Origin of the sequence: Rhodococcus sp. B50, from assembly GCF_013602415.1 — a bacterium.
Lineage (GTDB): Bacteria > Actinomycetota > Actinomycetes > Mycobacteriales > Mycobacteriaceae > Rhodococcus.
This window is the reverse complement of sequence record NZ_WPAG02000002.1, coordinates 3,569,473-3,588,341: the sequence shown is the minus strand read 5'-3', so window position 1 is coordinate 3,588,341 and position 18,869 is coordinate 3,569,473. Positions and strand designations below refer to the sequence as shown.

At 67.9% G+C, this 18,869-nt stretch carries 14 protein-coding genes; 8 read left to right on the top strand and 6 right to left on the bottom strand.

Annotated features, from left to right (window positions below; genetic code table 11):
* Window positions 1–13 precede the first annotated feature (13 nt).
* Complete coding sequence (locus GON09_RS16855; protein ID WP_307854398.1) at window positions 14–1,351, top strand: putative glycoside hydrolase; 1,338 nt, start codon at window positions 14–16, stop codon at window positions 1,349–1,351.
* On the opposite strand, the gene GON09_RS16850 is transcribed toward GON09_RS16855, so the two are convergent.
* Genes GON09_RS16850 through GON09_RS16835 form a run of 4 tightly spaced genes read right to left on the bottom strand, consistent with a single transcriptional unit; the run spans window position 1,329 to window position 7,766 of the window.
* Window positions 1,329–3,698 (bottom strand): glycosyltransferase, encoded by a 2,370-nt coding sequence (locus GON09_RS16850; protein ID WP_244865540.1) that lies wholly within the window; start codon window positions 3,696–3,698, stop codon window positions 1,329–1,331. The two genes, GON09_RS16855 and GON09_RS16850, sit on opposite strands and share 23 nt — an antisense overlap.
* On the bottom strand, window positions 3,677–4,762 hold the full coding sequence (locus GON09_RS16845; RefSeq protein WP_307854397.1) for a glycosyltransferase family 4 protein: 1,086 nt from the start codon (window positions 4,760–4,762) through the stop codon (window positions 3,677–3,679). The genes GON09_RS16850 and GON09_RS16845 overlap by 22 nt, the downstream gene beginning before the upstream one ends.
* Entirely contained in the window at window positions 4,759–6,264 is a 1,506-nt protein-coding gene (locus tag GON09_RS16840; RefSeq protein ID WP_213932779.1) for an O-antigen ligase family protein, read from the bottom strand. The genes GON09_RS16845 and GON09_RS16840 overlap by 4 nt, the downstream gene beginning before the upstream one ends.
* Window positions 6,261–7,766 carry a hypothetical protein gene (locus tag GON09_RS16835; RefSeq protein ID WP_213932778.1) on the bottom strand — a complete coding sequence of 502 codons (1,506 nt, stop codon included), beginning with the start codon at window positions 7,764–7,766 and terminating at the stop codon, window positions 6,261–6,263. Before GON09_RS16835 ends, GON09_RS16840 begins: the two co-directional genes overlap by 4 nt.
* 208 nt (window positions 7,767–7,974) lie before the next feature.
* Here GON09_RS16835 and GON09_RS16830 point away from each other — a divergent pair, with 208 nt between their 5' ends.
* From GON09_RS16830 to GON09_RS16815, 4 genes are all read left to right on the top strand, one after another.
* Window positions 7,975–9,366, top strand: coding sequence for a polysaccharide pyruvyl transferase family protein (locus tag GON09_RS16830; protein WP_213932777.1), 1,392 nt, complete (start codon window positions 7,975–7,977; stop codon window positions 9,364–9,366).
* 79 nt (window positions 9,367–9,445) lie between these two features.
* Window positions 9,446–11,014, top strand: coding sequence for an oligosaccharide flippase family protein (locus GON09_RS16825; RefSeq protein WP_213932776.1), 1,569 nt, complete (start codon window positions 9,446–9,448; stop codon window positions 11,012–11,014).
* Complete coding sequence (locus GON09_RS16820) at window positions 11,001–12,281, top strand: GNAT family N-acetyltransferase (RefSeq protein WP_213932775.1); 1,281 nt, start codon at window positions 11,001–11,003, stop codon at window positions 12,279–12,281. The genes GON09_RS16825 and GON09_RS16820 overlap by 14 nt, the downstream gene beginning before the upstream one ends.
* A gap of 2 nt (window positions 12,282–12,283) precedes the next feature.
* Window positions 12,284–13,630, top strand: coding sequence for a glutamate-1-semialdehyde 2,1-aminomutase (locus GON09_RS16815; protein WP_213932774.1), 1,347 nt, complete (start codon window positions 12,284–12,286; stop codon window positions 13,628–13,630).
* A gap of 22 nt (window positions 13,631–13,652) precedes the next feature.
* Here the strand turns inward: GON09_RS16815 and GON09_RS16810 are convergent, their stop codons facing one another.
* The gene (locus tag GON09_RS16810; protein WP_213932773.1) at window positions 13,653–14,153 is read right to left on the bottom strand and encodes a PaaI family thioesterase; all 501 of its coding nucleotides are present in this window, start codon (window positions 14,151–14,153) and stop codon (window positions 13,653–13,655) included.
* 113 nt (window positions 14,154–14,266) lie between these two features.
* On the opposite strand from GON09_RS16810, the gene GON09_RS16805 reads away from it, so the two are divergent.
* Complete coding sequence (locus GON09_RS16805; protein WP_374195396.1) at window positions 14,267–15,442, top strand: MFS transporter; 1,176 nt, start codon at window positions 14,267–14,269, stop codon at window positions 15,440–15,442.
* Window positions 15,443–15,462: 20 nt separating this feature from the next.
* On the opposite strand, the gene GON09_RS16800 is transcribed toward GON09_RS16805, so the two are convergent.
* Window positions 15,463–17,013 (bottom strand): MBL fold metallo-hydrolase, encoded by a 1,551-nt coding sequence (locus GON09_RS16800; RefSeq protein WP_213932771.1) that lies wholly within the window; start codon window positions 17,011–17,013, stop codon window positions 15,463–15,465.
* A gap of 126 nt (window positions 17,014–17,139) precedes the next feature.
* On the opposite strand from GON09_RS16800, the gene GON09_RS16795 reads away from it, so the two are divergent.
* Both GON09_RS16795 and GON09_RS16790 read left to right on the top strand, forming a co-directional pair.
* Window positions 17,140–17,982, top strand: a complete 843-nt coding sequence (locus GON09_RS16795) for a lysophospholipid acyltransferase family protein (RefSeq protein ID WP_213932770.1) — start codon at window positions 17,140–17,142, stop codon at window positions 17,980–17,982.
* A 4-nt stretch (window positions 17,983–17,986) separates the two neighbouring features.
* Window positions 17,987–18,850, top strand: a complete 864-nt coding sequence (locus GON09_RS16790) for an HAD family hydrolase (RefSeq protein ID WP_374195334.1) — start codon at window positions 17,987–17,989, stop codon at window positions 18,848–18,850.
* Window positions 18,851–18,869: the final 19 nt, after the last annotated feature.

Below are 18,869 nucleotides of genomic sequence, written 5' to 3'. Positions count from 1 at the left end.
GAAGCGCCGCACAGTGTCCCGGATCCTGCTCGTCGTGCTCGTGTCGATGTCGTCGTTGTCCTGCGCGGTGCCGACCGCGCGCAACACCACCGCGGACGCGGCATCGACGGCGGTGATGTCCGTGCCGGGTGTCCCCACAGGCCCGGGAGCGACCGGCGAGCCGACCTTCCCGAGAACCGCCACCTATTTTCTCGACCAGGATCGTCTCCCGCCGATGGAGGAGCTCGCTCGGTACGATCTCGTGGTTCTCGATCACGAATGGGCGCATCGTGTTCCGACCTCGTACTTCGAGGGCCTGCGGTCGCGGAATCCGCGTATCCGGCTGCTGGCGTACATAAACCTCATCGACCGTCCGGCTGCGTTGGGCTCACCGGGATACTGGGCCGACCGGTACGCACTGTGGCAATTCGACGGGCCGAACAGTAGTGCCTTCCCCGAGGAATGGGTCGCCACCACGGCGTCCGGGGAACCGGTGAGCGAGTGGCCCAGGACGACGATGACCAACCTTGCCGACCTGGCGCCGCGAGTCGACGGGAAGATGTATGCCGAGTACGCCGCGGAGTGGGTCGTCGACCAGGTCTGGTCCACCGGCGTCTGGGACGGTGTTCTCCTCGACGTCTGGGGAGATCGGATCTACTCGGCCGACGCGGATGCGTGGGACGTCGACGGCGACGGCGAGGACGAACCGGACTCGCAGATCTACGGTCCCGACGGGCCGTGGGCACGAGGTGTCTCCGTGGCGGAACGGCTCATGAGAGAGAGGATGCCCGACGCGATCATCATCGCGAACGGCGACCGCAGCCTGGTGGACGGCCTGCTCGACGGACGCGCCTGGGAGAGCTTCGCGGACCCGATGGCCGAACGCGATCCGGGTCTGGACCTCGAACGCTACCTCGCGACCACCGCGGGTGAGGGGCACCGCCTCCCCGGAGTGTGGATGACGATCGACCGCCTGGGGGCCGGGGGGAGCGTGGCGGACACCTATCGACGTGCCCGCTTCTTCCTCACGGCCACGCTCCTGAGTGACGGCTACTGGGCGCCGATGCTCCTGCACTACGGCAGCACCGCCTACTACGACGAGATGGACGGAGCGGGACTCGGCCACGGCTATCTGGGCCTGCCTGTCTCCGAGGCAAGCCTGCAGGGCGACGCGGGCAGAACCGTCCTCCGCCGAGACTTCGAGAACGGAATCGTGCTCGTCAACAGCGGGGAGACCGCCGAACAGGTGTATCTGGACAGGCCCTATCGTCACCTGCAGGGAACGCAGGATCCGCGCGTGAACGACGGCACCGTCACCGACGAGGTCGTGCTCGAACCGCAGGACGGCCTCATCCTCCTGCGGACGGACTGACCCGCGCCCGCCTGCCCGACAGATCGGTGAGTAGGCTCTCGAACGCGCGTGCGGTCCGGGAGATCCGGTACTCGCGCTCCGCACGCTCGCGCCCGTTCGCGCCGAGACGACGAGCGAGGCGCCGATCGCCGGCCAGCCGGCACAGCCGCTCGGCAAGTGCCGCGGCGTCTCCGACCGGGACGAGGAAACCGTCCGTCCCGTCGGCGACCATGTCGGGCAGACAACCGCATCCGGTGGCCACCACCGGAAGGCCGGCGGCCATCGCTTCGATGACTGTGATGGGTGCACCTTCGTGAACCGACGACAGTGCCGACACGTCCAGCCCCGGCAGCAGCGTCCGGACATCACGACGTACCCCCGTGAACACGGTTCGGTCGGATATTCCGAGATCAGAGGCGAGAGAACGTAGTTCGCACTCCCGGTCGCCTCCACCGATGACCAGTAGCCGCAGCTCCGGGTGCGTGTGCGCTGCGAGTCGTACCGCCTCGAACAACACCTGGTGTGCCTTCTGTCGGCTCAGCCGCGCGACGATGCCGACGGCGAAGTCGTCGTGGGACAGTCCGAGGGCCGATCGGGCGCGGGCACGATCCTCCTCGGTGGGTGGATCGGCCACGTCGATGCCGTTGGTGATGACCACTTCTCGTGTGCGCGACCACGGTCTGCGAGCGACGCCCTCCTCGCGGCGCAGATATTCTCCCTGGCGCGGTCCCAGCAGTACGAGGGCATCGGAGAGGAACAGGGTGGACACCGCCCACCGGGGAAGGCACCGCTTCCCGATATTCGTCAGGTCCATGTCGTGTGCGGCAACCAGATTCGCGGGTGTGCCCGCTAATCGTGCCGCCAGTCTGCCGAGTGCCAGCGCCGCGTGATGGTGATGCGTGACGAGCACGGCGTCGGTCCGGTCGGCTCGGAGTATCCGCACCAGCCGCGACACTCTGCGCGGATCGAAGCGACCGGACCGGGGGACGACTTCCACGTCGAATCCCGCGCGCCGGTATTCCTCGGCGAGCGGGCCGGCTTCGCGCAGGCACACCAGGCGGGGACGCACGACCGACGGATCGAGGTGCCGGAACACCTCGAGCATGAGGACCTCGACGCCCCCGACGAACGTCTGGTCCAGTACGAGCGTCAGACGGATGGGGTCCGTCCGCTCCGTCGGCCGTGCGGGTCGCACGAGCGGAAACCGTGCGGGTCGCACGAGCGGAAACCGTGCGGGTCGCACGAGCGGAGACCGTGCCGCTTCTTCGAGGGCAGCCTCGGCGCCCTCGACGCTTCTCCGGAGTGTGAATTCCGATTCCACTCGTTCCCGGGCGGCCCGCCCCATCTTGCGGGCCAGTTCGGGATCGTCGAGCAGCTCGAGCATCCCGTCCGCGAGCGCCCGCGCGTCACGGGCCGGGACGAGCCTTCCGGTGACCCCGTCGACCAGCATCTCGGGTACGCCGCCGACGGCGGTGCACACCGCGGGTCGCCCGGACGCCATGGCCTCGAGCAGGGCCATGGGAAAGCACTCGATGCTGTACGACGAGAGGACGACGACGTCCAGGGCACGGAGGATCCGGGGGATGTCGTCGCGTGAACCGGTGAAGACGACGTTCGCGCGCAGCCCCGAGCGGTCGACGAGCGTTTCGAGGTCCTCGCGGCACGGGCCGTCGCCGATGACGAGAAATCGGGCGTCGGGGCGCACGTCGACCACCCGCCGCGCCGCGCGGAGGAAGCAGGCGTGGTCCTTCTCCGGCCGCAGTGCCGCGACGATGCCGATGATAGGAGCGTCCCCGGCCGTGCCGAGTTCCGGCAGCACGCTGCGATCGTCGGCGGTGCCGTACAAGGACGGGTCGACGCCGTTGTACACGACGGTGATCTTCTCGGGCGGGTAGCCGAGGTCGTCGGTCATGAATGCACGCTGGGCCTCCGCCACGCCGAAGTAGGCGTCGGTGATCGGATCGAGGCACCGGTCGACGAGCCGTCGGAGCCGGCCGCGGGGTTCGGGGTCGCCGCAGTGGTGGACCCACACCACCACGTGCGGGACGCGGGAGAGGAAGGCCGCCGCGCGTCCCAGGGTCTCGGCGTTGTATCCCCGCGTGACGACGATGTCGGGACGGAACCTGCGCATCTCCCGCACCAACTCGGCGACGGCGCGCACCATCTGCCGCTTGCTCCTGCGCAGGGCCGTTGCGGGGACGGACGATTCGGCGAGGTCGGAGAACAGTGCGCCTGGTTCGCCGATGCAGACGACGCACGACGTGAAACGCTGTGCGTCCAGCCGAGGGAGCAGGGTGGTGACGTGACGTTCGGCGCCACCCACACCGAGATCCGGCACGACGTACATCAGTCGCAGGGGACGGGACATCTGCCGACCTCTCTGTAGAGGGCGTCGAAACGCCGTGAGACGACGTCGACGTCGAAATCCGTGCACACGCGCCGCCACGCCCCGGCCCCGAGGCGGGCCCGTTCCGCGTCGTCGGTGAGGACTGTACGGAGGGCGGTTGCGAGAGCGTCCGGATCGTCGGGTGGGACGAGGATTCCGGATTCACTGTCGACGAGATCGGGTATCCCGCCGACCGGACTGGCCACCACACACAGTCCTGCCGCCATGGCTTCGAGGATCGCCATCGGCTGACCTTCGTTGCGCGACGGCAGCACGAGAATGCGGCTTTCCCGGAGCAGACCCGAAACCTTCTCGGGCGCGGTCCAGCCCGCGATGGTCACGCTGTCGGCGATGCCCAGCTCGACGACCTGCTGTGCGGCTGCGTCCACTGCACCGTCCCCCGCGATCGTCAGGTGCGCACCGGAGACGTGCCCTTCCCGCGCGAGGAGTGTCCAGGCCTCGAGCAGGACGAAGGTGCCCTTGCGTTCACCCACCTCGCCGAGGAAGAGCACGCTCACCGGCTGTCCGTCCGGCAGTTGGGAGACGGGCGTCCGAGGCCGAACGGCGTTGGGAACGACGATGATCCGTGCGCGTGGTGCGATCTCCTGGAGACGACGCGCCCATTTCTCCCCGAGCGCGACCACCGCGTCCGCGCCGGTGAGCGTCGCGCGGATGACGGCCCGGGCGGGTGTGGGACACAGAGCGTAGAAGCGGTGGAACTCGGCGCCGTGGACGTGGAGGATCACCGGAACGCGGGCGGCGCGTGCGATCCATGCCAGCGTCGCCTTCCGGGCGAAGCTTCCGTACGAGGCGGTGTGCAGGTGCACGACGTCGGGTCGCTTCCGGATCATCGTGTAGGTGAACGAGACCAGTCCGACGGCGAAGGCGGCAATCCGCAGCGGTATCGAGCCGTTGCGATGGGTGCTGATGTGTTCGATGTGCCAGTCGCTCCACAGTTCGGTGCCCTGCATCGTGCGGACGAACGACGCGACACCACCTCGGGTCGACGTGCTGGTGGACACCCACAGTGCCCGCTGCGGCTTCACGGCGAGACCTCCTCCGAAGATCTCCCGGGGATCCGGTCCCGCGGGACGAACCGGTCGGACCATCCGATCGCCACACCCGCGATGAGCAGCGCCATCGCGTTGGTGACATCGAAATTGCGGAGTTCGGCGGTGACCCCGGTGACGAGCAGGCAGAGTACGGTGAGGACCGCCGCGATCGCGAGCGGTTGTCCGGTGAGCCGGCCGGGCGGCAGCCGCCGGTAGGCGCGCACGAGTTGCACGACGAGCAGCACGAGCACAGTGAGCCACAGGAGTCCACCGACGACACCGAGTTCGGCGAAGATACCCATCTCGGTGAAGTGCGCGTCGATACCGAACCCGCCTTCCCAGGGGATGCTCGGGCCCCACGACCGGTGGAAGAAGGTGTTGACGGACACGAACCGCGCGACCCCCCATCCGGTCAGGGGTTCCTCGCGGATCGCCCAGACGGCCGTCGCCATCGCGTTGAGCCGGTCGTGGATCTCGCTCGTCGATCCCACCCCGCCGGCCTTCCGATCGGCGCTGGTGAAGGTCGACCAGTTCAGCACCACCGCGATGGTCATCGCCGTGGCCGTCAGGGCGAAGAAACGGCGGAAACCGCGGGCGCACAGCAGTCCGGCGAGGACGACGATCCCGAACGCCAGCCACACCGCGCGCGTGTAGGTCAGGAAGACGCCGTAGGCGCAGGCCACGGCGATGAGGGAGGCGAGTCGCCGGAGCCATACGGGTTCGGATCTCTGCGAGGCCAGGACGACCGTGGCGATGAACCCGAAGATGAGGATCGTCCCGTTGCCCACGGGTTGGTTGGTGACGCCCACGGCGCGTCCCGGCCAGTGGTCGTTCTCGAGCATGTAGCGCGGCCATACCAGTGCAGTCGGGCCCTTGAGTTGGAAGATGCTCATGGCCGCCGAGAACGCCGCGATGCCCGTGACGGTCCAGAGCATGCCCCGCACCGCACGCTCACGATCGAAGGCCAGCCGGCCCATGACGAACACGGCGAAGGGGATCACCGTGCCGATGATGATGAAGCGGGACACCGACGTGGGCTGACCGGTCAGTGGGACCACCGCCGGAAAGCGGTGGGAGGCGAACATCGACCAGAAGTTCCACAGGACGAACAGGCCCATGAAGATTTCGAGCATGCTCAGCTGGCGAAAGCGATCGGGACGCACCGTGATCCACAACCCGAACGAACCCAGCGCGACCGCGAAGAGAAAGACGAACAGATCCACCGGGAGCATGGGTATCTCGGGCGTGGGGAGCCGGAAGAACATGGCCACGATCAGCACGAGCACCGCAGTGGCGGGGTGGTAGACCGCTGCGGCGATGACGGCCAGTCCCACGGCCCCGGGCAGGATCAGCGCGAGGAGTTCGCCCGGGAGGACGAGCGCGGCGACGCCCGCGGCCGCGAGCAGTGCTGCGGCCGCCGCGGCCGTCACGGCAGCGCGTCCGAGCCGGGCTCCCGACGAACGGATGCCCGGCCGGGCGGCTCCTGCGGTGGTCACGGCGTTCCACCCGGCTTGCCGGACAGCAGCGTCGCGGCGTCCCGATCGGGATGATGTCCGTTGGGCGAGATCTGTGTCGTGTCGGGACCGAGGCTGTCGATCCGTTCGTAGCGCACCGCAGCGACGGGCTCGCCCCGCTTCGTGCGGCGGAAGAGGGAGCGCCCGGTGCCTGCTCGTGGGTCGACGAGGACGGCGCCGAGCAGTTCCGCGTCGGCGAGCAATTCGACGGCCTCGCGGGTGGGCCCGACCCGCCCCGAACGTCGATCCAGGACGAGTACGGTCCGGTCGCTGACCACGCACGCGGAGTGGGCGAACGGGTCTTCGGTGAGCGGCGGGGCCTCGACGATCACGAGGTCGGCGTCGGCCCGGAGTCGCTGCAGGAGTTGCGTGAACCGCTCGCGGTTCAGCGGTACGTCCGGGTCCTCGAGGAGGTCCTCGACGACCGCCGTGCGCACCGTGACGGCATCGTCGGCCGCCGTGCGTTCCTGCACCGTGACGGTGCGCATGTCGGCGTGGAGCAGGACGATGCGCTCGCCTTCTCCCGCCCAGAACTCGGCGATCGCCCGTGCCACCTGTCCGGTCGCGGGGGTCCGGGTGGGGGATGCGACGGCCAGGATCCCCGGTCGCGGTACCTGGCGGTGCCCGGCGCGGGTCGCGAGGCGGACGAAGCCGAGATGCCGCGCGCGGGCCCTGCGCCGGTTTCCACCGCGGGGGATCTCGACGACGGGATTCACTCCCGTCCTCGTGTGCACGTCGTGCGAGGTGCCGAGGGTGGGGGAGAACAGGGCTGCGAGAACCGCGGCGACGGAGCCGAGGACGAGGCCGCCGAGGAATCCGACCAGCACGTTGCGGATCATGCTCGGTTCCGACATCGCGATGCCGGCGTCGGGCTGCAGAATCTGGAGCTGGTTGGTCGAATCACCCTGCAACTGCTGGATCAACGTCTCGAGTTCGATGATCCGTTGGGTCGTGTAGACGGGATCGGCGCCTTCGGCGAGGAGTCGCCGCCGCTCGTCCAGCTGGCTGCGGAGCGCATCGAGTGAGGCGTCCTTCTCGGCGCGCCGCACGGCGTCGACGTCCCACCGGAAGTTCGTGGCCAGGGCTAGGGCGGCGTCCTTCGCTCCCACGTCGCTACCGGTGGTCGCCTCGACGAAGATCATCGAGCTCGCTGCCGCGGTGCGCGCCTCGAACGTCGTGCCCGGGGGCAGATCGGTCGAATCCCGCAGACGCGCTTGGTAGGCGGGATCGTTGAAGAGGTCGATATAGCCGCGCACGATGACGGCGTCCTCCTCGGGGACACGTCCCGGTGAGGAGACGATCAGAACGGTCCGACCGGTGTAACTCGGTTCGGCGGTGTAGGCGCTCACGGCCGACGCGATCACGGCACCGAGCGTGATGAGAAGGACGAGGGGCCAGAAGTGCCGGATGCGCTGCAGTTGGATGCCGACGGTCGTCGCCGTGTCGAGAGTATCGGCGCCGGTCGTGGTGGTCGTGTGTGTCATGGGTACCCCAGGTCCTCGGGAGACGACGCTACAAAACAATCTCAGGGTTTCTTTTTACACAATAGAACAGAGTTGCAGTTTGTTAAATCCCATGTTTGGTGGATTATGGAATCGAATCGCCCGCACCTGCCTGATTCTGAGTATGCTTCGCTTCACCGCACCGCCGGGGACTCCCCGGACCCTCTCTCATCGAGGATCGGATCATCGGATGATCGACAATCATTTCGAACTGCACTCGGACGAGCCGGCCGCGGAGCCGGTCCGCATTCTCATCGAGAGCAGCGAGTATTGGCTTCGCAACAACGGCGACCTGGCGATGCTCGAGGTCACGATCTCGCGCCTGCGCCGCCGATGGCCCGATGCGCAGATCGGCGTGCTCACCGACGTCCCCCTCCTGCTCCGCGCCTACCACCCCACGGCGAAGGGGATCACCGTATTCGCGGCCGACCCCTGGGCGGAGCCGACCGTCGCGGAGGACTTCTTCGCCGCACTGGGACCGCGCATCGTCGGCCCTGTCGCTCTCGGGATGGTCCGTTTCCGGGTCTGGTTCCCGCAGAAGGCCCGCGGTCTCCGCCGACGGCTCGAGCGCCTCGTACGCACCCGCTTCCCCTCCGAGCACGCCGCGGCCGCGCCCGTCTCCGCGGGTGAGGTGGCCGCCCGCCGGCCGGTGCATCCCGGGAGCGCCGCCGCCGTCGAGAAGGCGTCCCTCCTGCTCGTACTCGGCGGCGGCTACATCACCGATTCCGACTTCGCGCAGGCACATCGCGTGTTCAATCTGATCGAGCACGCCTGCGACCACGGCGTTCCCGTCGCCATGGTCGGGCAGGGGCTCGGTCCGCTCGACGACCCGCTACTCCAGCGGCGTGCAGCCGAAGTGATGCCGCGCGTGGATTTCGTCTCCCTGAGGGAGAGCCTTCGTGGGCCGGCCATCCTGGAGCGAGCCGGGTTACCGGAGGGTCGGGTCCTCGTCACCGGCGACGACGCGATCGAACTCGCCTACACCGAATGCGACACCGGGATCGGGACGGACATCGGCGTGTGCCTGCGCCTGGCCGCCTACGCACCCGTGTCCGACAGTGCCCGCGACACCGTCCGCAGGGTCGTGCAGGCCGTGGCCACCGAGTACTCCTCGACCCTCGTACCGCTGATCATCGCGGAATATCGGTCCCAGGACCGCCGTTCGACACTGCCCATCGTGCGTGGAGCCCCGTCGGTGGCCGAGCCGCTGCCCCGATACACCTCGCCCGGACGACTCGTCGAACAGGTGTCGGGATGCCGCGTCCTCGTCACCGGTGCCTACCACCTCGCGGTGTTCGCACTATCCCGGGGAATTCCTGTGGTCGCCCTCTCGTCGACCCGCTACTACGACGACAAGTTCCGCGGTCTCGAGGACGTGTTCGGCGGCGGTCTCACCCTGCTGCACCTCGACGACCCCGCCCTCGAAAGGAAGCTCGCGGACGCGATGCGCGCCTCCTGGCGACAGGCCGACGAGGTTCGCGGTCGTCTGCGTGCCCGTGCCCGAGAGCAGATCCGCCTGGGGCACGTGGCCTTCGAACACGTTTTCGCGCTCACCGAACGAGCACGGGTCGAGAACCACTGAGCTCGAGAACCGCTGAGCTCGAGAACTACTGAGCTCGGGAGCTGTCGAACAGAGTGCAGGCCGGAAGGATATCGACGGAGTGAGCAGTACGACGCCCGAAGAGACGGACCCGGCGGACCGGGCGGTGGATACCGGCCCGCCCGGGCGATCGCTGATGTCCTCGATCGGCCGGGTGGCCGGCGCATCGACCGTCGCACTGCTCTTCTGCGAAATGGTCTCCCTCGCACAGACCGTCGCACTCGCGCGTCTGCTCACGCCGGCGGAGATCGGAACCTTCGTTGCGGGAACGGTTCTGACGACCTTCTTCGGGACATTCGTCGAAGGTGGGCTCCGGTCGGGACTCATCCAGCGCGACACCGACGTCGCCGACGCAGCCGAGACCGTCTTCCGCGTGACGCTGCTGGCGGGGATCGTCATGAGTATCGGCGCGCTCGCAGCCGCACCGGTGATCGGTGCGATCTTCGACAGCACCACCGCGGGTCTGGTCGCCGCTGCGACATCCGGAGTGCTGCTGGTCTACTCGGTCGCCAATGTGCCGGAAGCCATGCTGCAACGTGAGTTCAGCGTCAAGAGGCGACTGATCGTCGGCCCCGCCGTCGCCGTCAGCTACGCGACGGTCGCGGTGTCGACGGCCGCCCTCGGGTGGGGTGTGTGGAGCATGGTGGCCGGTACCTACGTCTCGTACATCACCCTGGTGGTGTCGGTCTGGACGATCACGAACTGGCGCCCCGGTCGTGGCCGCGCCTCGTTCGCCCTCTGGCGTGAACTGGCCCGGTACGGAGCACCTCTCGTGCTGGGAATGATCGGCTCGCGCGTGCAGGCAGCGACGGAGGCGGTGGTGGTCGGCCGAGGTTTGAGCACGTCCGACCTCGGATTCTTCCGGTACGGCCAGCGGATCGCCCGGATCCCGGCGATGGCGATCATCGAGATCGGTTCGGTCGCACTGTTTCCTGCCTTCTCCCGGATCGCGAAGGAACCCGACCGGCTGGTGGCGGCCTACCTGCGTGCCCTGCAGTGGGCGACCATCGGCGCTGCCGCATGCTCCGGGCTGATGATCGCTGCCGGTACTCCCGCCGTGGTCGTCGTGCTGGGGGAACCGTGGCGCGGGGCCGGCCCGGTGGTCGTGGCACTGGCCGGTCTCAGCCTCGGCAAGGCGTTCACCTGCGTCAGCGAAGAGATCATCAAAGGATGCGGCCGGACGGGTCTGCTGAATTGGTACACGCTCACCGAGGTCGGGGTGGGCCTCGTGCTCCTGCTCGTCCTCGTCGGACTCTTCGGTCTCGTCGGAGCCGCGCTGTCGGTGTCGATCACGGCCATCGTCGTCGGGATCGTCGTCATGGCCCTCGCGAGACGGTGCATCCCCGTGTCGCTCTCCCAACTCGCCGGTGCGATCCTCCCGCCGCTCCCCGCCGCGGCGTGTGCGACGGTGGTGCTCTGGCTGTTCGAACACCAACTCGCGCAGAGCGATACGCACCCGACCCTCGTCGCCGTCGCTCTGCTGGCCCTCGACGCACTCGTCTTCGCAGTCGCCTATCTTCTGGCGCTCGGCGTGTTCGCGAGACCCGCCACGACCGAACTGGTCGGCACGGTCCGCCGACTTGTCTCAGCCGCTGTCAGGACGAGGAGGGATAGCCATGTCGATTCCTAGAACCCATCCCGTGAAACAGGGACCGACAGAACTCGCCGCGGTAGCGCGGACTGGAGAAGTGATCCGGCTCCGTCCTCCGCGGTTCTCGGACTACCGGGACTGGCGTCGGATCCGCCTCCGCGACCGTGCCGTCATCGAACCGTTCTGGGCATCGAGTCCGTTGTCCTGGGAGGCGCGGCACACCCAGGACGAATGGGTGCAGGAGTGCATGCATCTGCGATCGGATCGTCGATCGCTCGGCTTCGTCATCGAGGTGGACGGACGCTTCGCGGGGCAGGTCAACCTGTTCGGCATCGATTCCGTGAGCCGCTCAGCGGAGTTGGGTATCTGGATGGATTCCGCGGTGGGTGGTCGGGTCATCGGACACCTTGCCGTGTCCATCCTGATGGACCACGCCTTCACGACGCTGGGCCTGTACCGGCTCACCGCTCCGATCTGTGTCGAGAATCTTCCGGCCTCCCGTGGCGCGGACCGGATCGGATTCGTCCGGGAGGCGACGATGAAGAAGTCGTTCGGGGCAGGAGGCCGGCGCAAGGACCACATCCTGTTCGCCATGACGGCCGATCGGGTGCCCGGTGAGGGGCTGACCGCGAGGTGGTCCGATCCCACGGCCCCCGTCATCCGCCCTCCACAGCCGGTCGACCGTCGGATCTCACCGAGAAACCTCGCCACCAGCTGTCGCTTCGTGCTCGGCACCGCAAAACGGATCGCGCCCGGGCGAGCGGCGCTGCAGGCGGCACCCGCCCACGTCGGGGGGCTGATCCTGCGACCGGTTCATGCCCTGTCGCCCCCTCTGCGGCGACGCCGGCGCGAAGACGAGGGAGGTGTCCTGGAGGGGGTGTGGCAACCGACCTCACCGTGGGCGGGATGGTCGGGACACGCCTTCGGATACCGCGTGGAGCAGAACGGTGTGCACCTCGGAACGGTCGGTTTCGAGCCGGTCGACCTCGTCCGGCACGACGCCACACTGCGCGTCGACGCGACCGGCGACGACAGTCACCGGGCACTGCTGCAGGCGGCGGCCTGGCTGCTCGACCGCGCCTTCGAAGTACTGCACATCGAACGGGTGCAGACCGGCGTCGACTCCTGCAATGCGGCAGCGGCAGGCTTCGCGAAGGCCCTGGGGTTCGCTCTGGAAGGGCGCATGCGTGGCATCACCACACGCGACGACCGCCTGCGCGATATCGACCTGTGGGCGAAGGTCGCGAACACCGGTACCGACAGCGAAACGTGCCGACTCGATCACGCTGCCCCCGTGGGAGAATGATGATGACCGAATCTGCGACCACAGCAAGAAAATTCGAACGGTCCGCGCACCTCCAGCAGCGCCTCCACGAACTCGTGCCCGGCGGTGCCCACACCTACGCCCGGGGACCGGACCAGTATCCCGAACACATGACGCCGATCCTCGTCCACGGCGACGGCGCACACGTGTGGGATGTCGACGGAAACCGTTATGTCGAATACGGGATGGGTCTTCGTTCGGTGACGCTGGGGCACGGATACCGCCCGGTCGTCGAGGCCGTCACCGACGCGGCCCGGCACGGAACCAACTTCAGTCGTCCCACCCTTCTCGAAGTCGAAGCGGCCGAGGACTTCCTGTCACTCGTGCCCGGCGCCGACATGGTCAAGTTCGCCAAGAACGGGTCGGATGCCACGACGGCAGCCGTACGTCTCGCGCGCGCTGCCACCGGCCGCGATCACATCGCCGTCTGCGACCACCCCTTCTTCTCCGTCGACGACTGGTTCATCGGCACCACACCGATGAGCTCGGGTATCCCGGAGAGTGCGCGCTCGCTCACCCTGCGGTTCGGCTACAACGATCTCGCCTCGCTCGAGGCGGCCCTCACCTCGCACCCGGTGGCATGCGTCGTCCTGGAAGCGGCCACTGCGACAGCCGAACCCGCACCCGGTTTCCTCGAAGGTGTGCGGCAGCTGTGCGATCGTCACGGTGCGCTCATGGTGCTCGACGAGATGATCACCGGTTTCCGCTGGTCGGAACGCGGGGCACAGTCGGTCTACGGCGTGCGGCCGGACCTCTCGTGCTGGGGAAAGGCGATGGGGAACGGATTTCCGATCTCCGCACTCGCGGGTCGCCGCGAGTACATGGAACTCGGTGGTCTGGGGACCGACTCGGAACGGGTCTTCCTGCTCTCGACCACGCACGGACCGGAAACGGCCTCGCTCGCGGCCTTCCGCGCAGTGGTACGGGCGTACGAGACCGAGCGGCCGATCGAACGGATGGAGGTCGCCGGCACACGACTCGCCGCCGCGGTGAACGCGCTCTCGGCCGAGATGGAACTCGAGGAGTACGTCCGGGTGGAGGGCAGGCCGTCGTGCCTGGTCTTCTCGACCCGTGGACCCGATCTGAAGCCCTCGCAGGAGTACCGGACGCTGTTCCTCGCCGAACTGCTCGACCGAGGAGTTCTCGGTCAGTCGTTCGTCGTGTCGGCGGCACACACCGACGACGACATCGACCTCACGGTCTCCGCAGTGGAAGCGGCACTCGTGGTGTACCGGAAAGCGATCGACGCCGGTGGCGTCGAAGGTCTCCTGCGCGGACGGCCGGTGGCTCCGGCACTCCGCCGGTTCGCCGCACCGCGCAGGCTGCCGTAGAGGCCGGTCGGCGTAGGGGTTGTCAGCGCAGGATCAGGCAGGTTGTCGAACCCGTCGCGAGCAGCCGGCCCTCGGAGTCGCGGGCCTCGCCGCGCGCGGTCGCCGTGCGACGACCGGTGTGCTCACAGAATCCCTGCACGCGGATGACACCCTTGCCGGTCTGCACCGGACGGACGTAGCGCACCTGCAGGTCGAGGGTCGTGTAGCCGACCCCGGCCTCGAGGGTGCTCGCCACGCAGAAACCCATGGCGGTATCGAAGAGGGTGGCGAGCACGCCGCCGTGGATGCTGCCCACCGCGTTGGCGTGGAACTCTTCCGGCTCGAGGGTGACCTCGGCGAATCCCTCGCCGGCATCGGTGACGGTGAAGCCGAGCGTGCGGGAGGTGGGGTGGTGCGGGATCGTCCCGTCGATCAGCCCGCGCAGGAAGTCGAGACCGTGCATGTCGCGGTTGGCCGCCGACGTCGGCGCCGGGTCTTCCCACGTGTAGGTGCGCTGCCGCTGTTGTTGCTCGTCCGTGCTCACGATGACCGACCGTATCCCACCGTGGAGGGCGTGACATGTGGAGCCGGGCGTGCCATTCTCGTTCCATGCGCCGTCGATGTTGATCCGACCCGGTGATCTCGCTGTCCGTGCGGGTGGTCGCATATGCGTCCGTCCGTGAGTTCGTGCCGCTCTACGGCCTGTACGCGCTGTTGTTCGAGGATCACGGTCTCGACACCCGCTCCATCTCGTCGCTGTTCGTCCTGTGGTCGGTCGTCGCCTTCGTCTCCGAGGTGCCCTCGGGTGCCTGGGCCGATACCGTCTCCCGTCGCGGTCTGCTGTTCGGCAGCGGCGCGTTGTTCACCGCCGCGTTCACGACATGGCTGATCTGGCCCGGCTACTGGGGGTTCGCGCTCGGCTTCGTCCTGTGGGGCGTCAGTGAGTCGATGAAATCCGGCACCTTCGAGGCCCTCGTCTACGACGAACTCGCCGCGCGCGGTAGCGAACACCGCTACACGGCAATCATGGGATACGCCAACGCGGGCGAGATGACATGCGTCTTCGTCGCGATCCTCACCGCGGCACCGCTGTTCGAACTCGGTGGATATGCACTCGTGGGCTGGGTGTCGGTCGCGATCACCGTCGTCGATATCGCGCTCGTGGGAACGCTTCCCGCCGCCCCGAGGGTGGAGGAAACCGACGAGATCGCCGGAAGCGGCGATACCGTCCTCGCCCGCTACATGTCGTCGCTGCGCGCGGGAACGTCCGAGATCCGTACCGACCGGGCGGTGCGACGATCGGTGGTCCTCGCGGCGGCCCTGCTCGCCTGCCTCGCCTTCGACGAGTACTTCGCGCTGCTGGCACGCGAATCGGGGGCGGAGACCGGATTCGTACCCGTGCTGGTCGCACTGACTGCGGTCGGTCAGGTGGTCGGTGCCGCGACCGCCGGGCGGACGGCATCGATGAGCGGCCGCACGATGGGCGTCGTCGTGATGGTCGGGTCGGCGCTGATCGCAGGGGGTGCGCTCGCCGGAGGGATCGCCGGATTCACGGCAATCGGTGTGGGTTACGGTGCGCTGCACAATACGGCGATCGTCGCCGAGGCGCGCCTGCAGGACACGATGTCCGGTCGCGCACGGGCGACCGTCTCGTCCGTCGTCGGCTTGACGAGCGAGGTGCTGTCGGTCGCGATCTTCGCCGGCTACGCGCTCGGCTCGCCGTGGTTGCCGATGTCGGTGCTGGTCGCGGTGACGGTGCTTCCACTGATCGGGCTGGGCATGGTCGCGCCGAGGCTGTTGCCACCGGCGCGATCCGCCCGGCATCGATCGTGAGGGTTTCTATCGGGTGCGGATCACAGCTTGCTGCTGCGCAGCTCGTGTCCCTTCGACGTCTTGCACCGGCCCGACTCGAGATCCCACTGCCAACCGTGCAGGTTGCAGGTCAGCGTCGTGCCCTCGACGACACCGAACTTGGACAGATCCGCCTTCAGGTGGGGGCAGCGACGCTGGATCTCGTAGCCGCCCAACTCGATCGACGCCGAATCGTCGTGTGCTTCGGCGAACCAGCCGTCGGCGTACGCGATGCGCTCGTCGGTCAGGCATTTGAAGAAGGTGTAGAGGAACTCGTTGTATCCGCCGATGCGCCACGCGGTGAACCGGGTGGACAGGAAGATCGTGTTGACCCAGTCGGGTTCGTCGTCACGCAGGACCGTGCGCACCAGTTCGGGTGCGATGCGGAAACCGTAGCGGTACTTGCCTTCTCCATCGATGGGCTCGCGCACGACACGCTTGGGGAAGTCGAGCACCACGGTCTCGTCGCCCATCACCAGGCCCACCGGGTAACCGATGCCGTCGCAGATGAGATCGGACTGCGCCATGATCGGCTCGAACTTCGCCTTGAGCGCGGGCAGCAGCGGCTCGCCCTCGGCGGGAGCCCAGCCGGCCTTCAGCGCCGCGATCACCGGCGCGAAGCGCTGTGCCATGTCCTCGATGTAGGCGGCCTTGTTCGTGAAGATTGCCTCGACCTGGTCGTCGGGGATCGGGTGCGTGAGCGTCATCTGCTCGCTGCCCTTCAGATCCACCACCGAACCCGGGATCATGAGCAGCCCGCCGTCGCGACCGTGGATGCGCAGCTGCTCGAGGAAGACCTGCTGGTCGGGGAAGATGTTGCCCTCGTCGCCGTGGTCGTCGTTGAGATCGCGCAGGTCGCGGTCGAGGAAGACCGGCGGACCGGCCGACGGCACGATCCACGTCGCGTCGACCTGGTCGATGTAGCTGCGGCAGCGATCCATGCCGCGCTGGCGCTTCTGCTTACCGAAGTTGGCCTTCGTCTTCTTCGGGATGTCGTAGACCATCGGGTACCAGATGGCGCCCGAGTACTGCAGCAGGTGGATGTCGATGTGACCGAACGCGTCGAGCATGACGTCCATGTCGATCGGCCGCGCGTCGTTCATATTGAACACGGTCGACTCACCGTCGGACACGACCAGGCCCGAGTCGCCGATCGGTCCGTCGGCCGGCGCGCGCAGCGCGATGATCATGATGTCGAGATCGCCCTTGGGACCACTCACCGTGTGCTTGACCGAGTCGGTGGTCTCGAAGAACTTCGTGAAGCCGAGCTTCTCGAGTTCGCGACGCAGATCCGGCACCGGGTAGTCGGGCAGCAGGACGGTCGCATCCTTGTTCACGTGCTTGCTCAGCGTGTCGGGATCGAAGTGATCCTTGTGCAGGTGCGAGACGTAGAGATAGTCGACGTCACCGAGGGCGTCCCAGTCGAGACCCGTGTTGTCGGGGAACGGCACCCACGACGCGAAATACGCGGGGGTCACCCACGGATCGCACAGGATGGACCCCGCCTCGGTCCGGATGTGGAAACCGGCGTGTCCGACACTGGTGATCTGCACCTTCTGCCTCCTGACGTGCTGACCTACGTACCTTCCAGGGTAGGGGGAGCCGGAACCGGCACGTTCGTCGGCACCTGGCGGCGGATCCGGTGGGCGTGGCCCGGGCACCCCGCTAGGCTGACCGGCGTGGAACCCTTCTATCGGACCATCGTCGGTGTCGCTCGCACGCTCTTCGCAGCGCAAGGGCTGAAATTCGACATCACCGGGGAGCACAACATCCCGGCGACAGGCGGTGCGGTCATCGCGATCAATCACACCGGCTACATGGATTTCACCTACGCGGGGATCCCCGCCCGGGCCACCAAGCGGTACATCCGTTTCATGGCGAAGAAGGAGGTCTTCGACCACAAGATCTCCGGTCCCCTGATGCGCGCGATGAAGCACATCCCTGTCGACCGCGGCGACGCCGGCGAGTCCTACCGCCTCGCCGTGCAGGCCCTGCGTGACGGGCAGCTCGTCGGGGTGTTCCCGGAGGAGACGATCAGCCGCAGCTTCGAGCTCAAGGCGTTCCGGTCCGGCGCGGCGCGGATGGCGAACGAAGCCGGTGTCCCGGTGATCCCGATGATCATCTGGGGGTCGCAGCGGGTGTGGACGAAGGGTCATCCGAAGCGGCTCGGTCGGACGAACACCCCGATCACCATCGAGGTGGGCGCTCCCGTCCAGCCGTACGAGCCGGCAGCGGAGATGACCGCGCAGCTCCACGCGACCATGGAGGAGATGCTCCACAGGGTGCAGGACGGTTACGTCCATGAGCCCCGCGCCTACTGGGTGCCTCGCCGCCTCGGCGGGTCCGCGCCCACCCTCGAGGAAGCGACCGCTCTCGACGAAGCCGCTGCCGCCGAGCGCCGGGCGCGCAAGGCACGCGAACGTGCCGAGCGCGAAGGCACTGTCGGCGACGAGCGCGGCAGCGCAGGAGACGACGAGCGCGGCAGCGCAGGGGGCGACGAGCGCGGTACTTCGGCACAATGACGGAGTGAACGCACAGTCGAGTCGAGAACCACGTCGGGACCACGAGACGGACGCCCCGCGCCCCGGTCTGGTGGCGACCGACGTCGACGGCACCCTGATCGACGACACCGAGAAGGTGTCCGATCGGACCCGCGCCGCGGTGCATGCGGTGGTCGACTCCGGCACCCCCTTCGTCCTGGCCACCGGACGCCCGCCGCGCTGGATCGCACCGGTGGTCGAAGAACTGGGATACGCGCCGATGGCGGTGTGTGCGAACGGTGCCGTGCTCTACGACAGTGCTGCCGACCGCGTGCTCAGCGCCGCGGTGCTCGAGGTGGACGAACTGGCATGGCTGGCCGAGGTGGCGTCATCGGTGCTTCCGGGGTGTGGTCTGGCTGCGGAGCGAGTGGGGGAGCGGGCCCACGACGCGGCGACGCCGCAGTTCGTCAGCGCTCCCGGATACGAACATGCCTGGTTGAATCCGGACAACACCGAGCTCGCCGAGCACGAGGTGATCGGTGAGCCCGCCATCAAGCTGCTCGTCCGGCTCCCCGGCGCGACCAGCCGGGAGATGGCGGAGGCTCTCGTGCCGAAGCTGCACGGGCTGGTCGACGTCACATATTCGACGACCCACGGACTGATCGAGATCTCCGCGGCGGGGGTCACGAAGGCGTCCGGTCTACAGGAGATGGCGCGGCTGCTGGGTGTCTCCCATGAGACTCTCGTGGCCTTCGGAGACATGCCCAACGACATCCCGATGCTGTCGATGGCGCGTCACGGGGTGGCGATGGAGAACGCGCATCCGGACGCGAAGTCGGTCGCAGACGAAGTCACCGCCACCAACGTCGAGGACGGAGTGGCCCGCGTTCTCGAACGGTGGTGGCGGTGACTCGTTCCTGCCGGTGCGC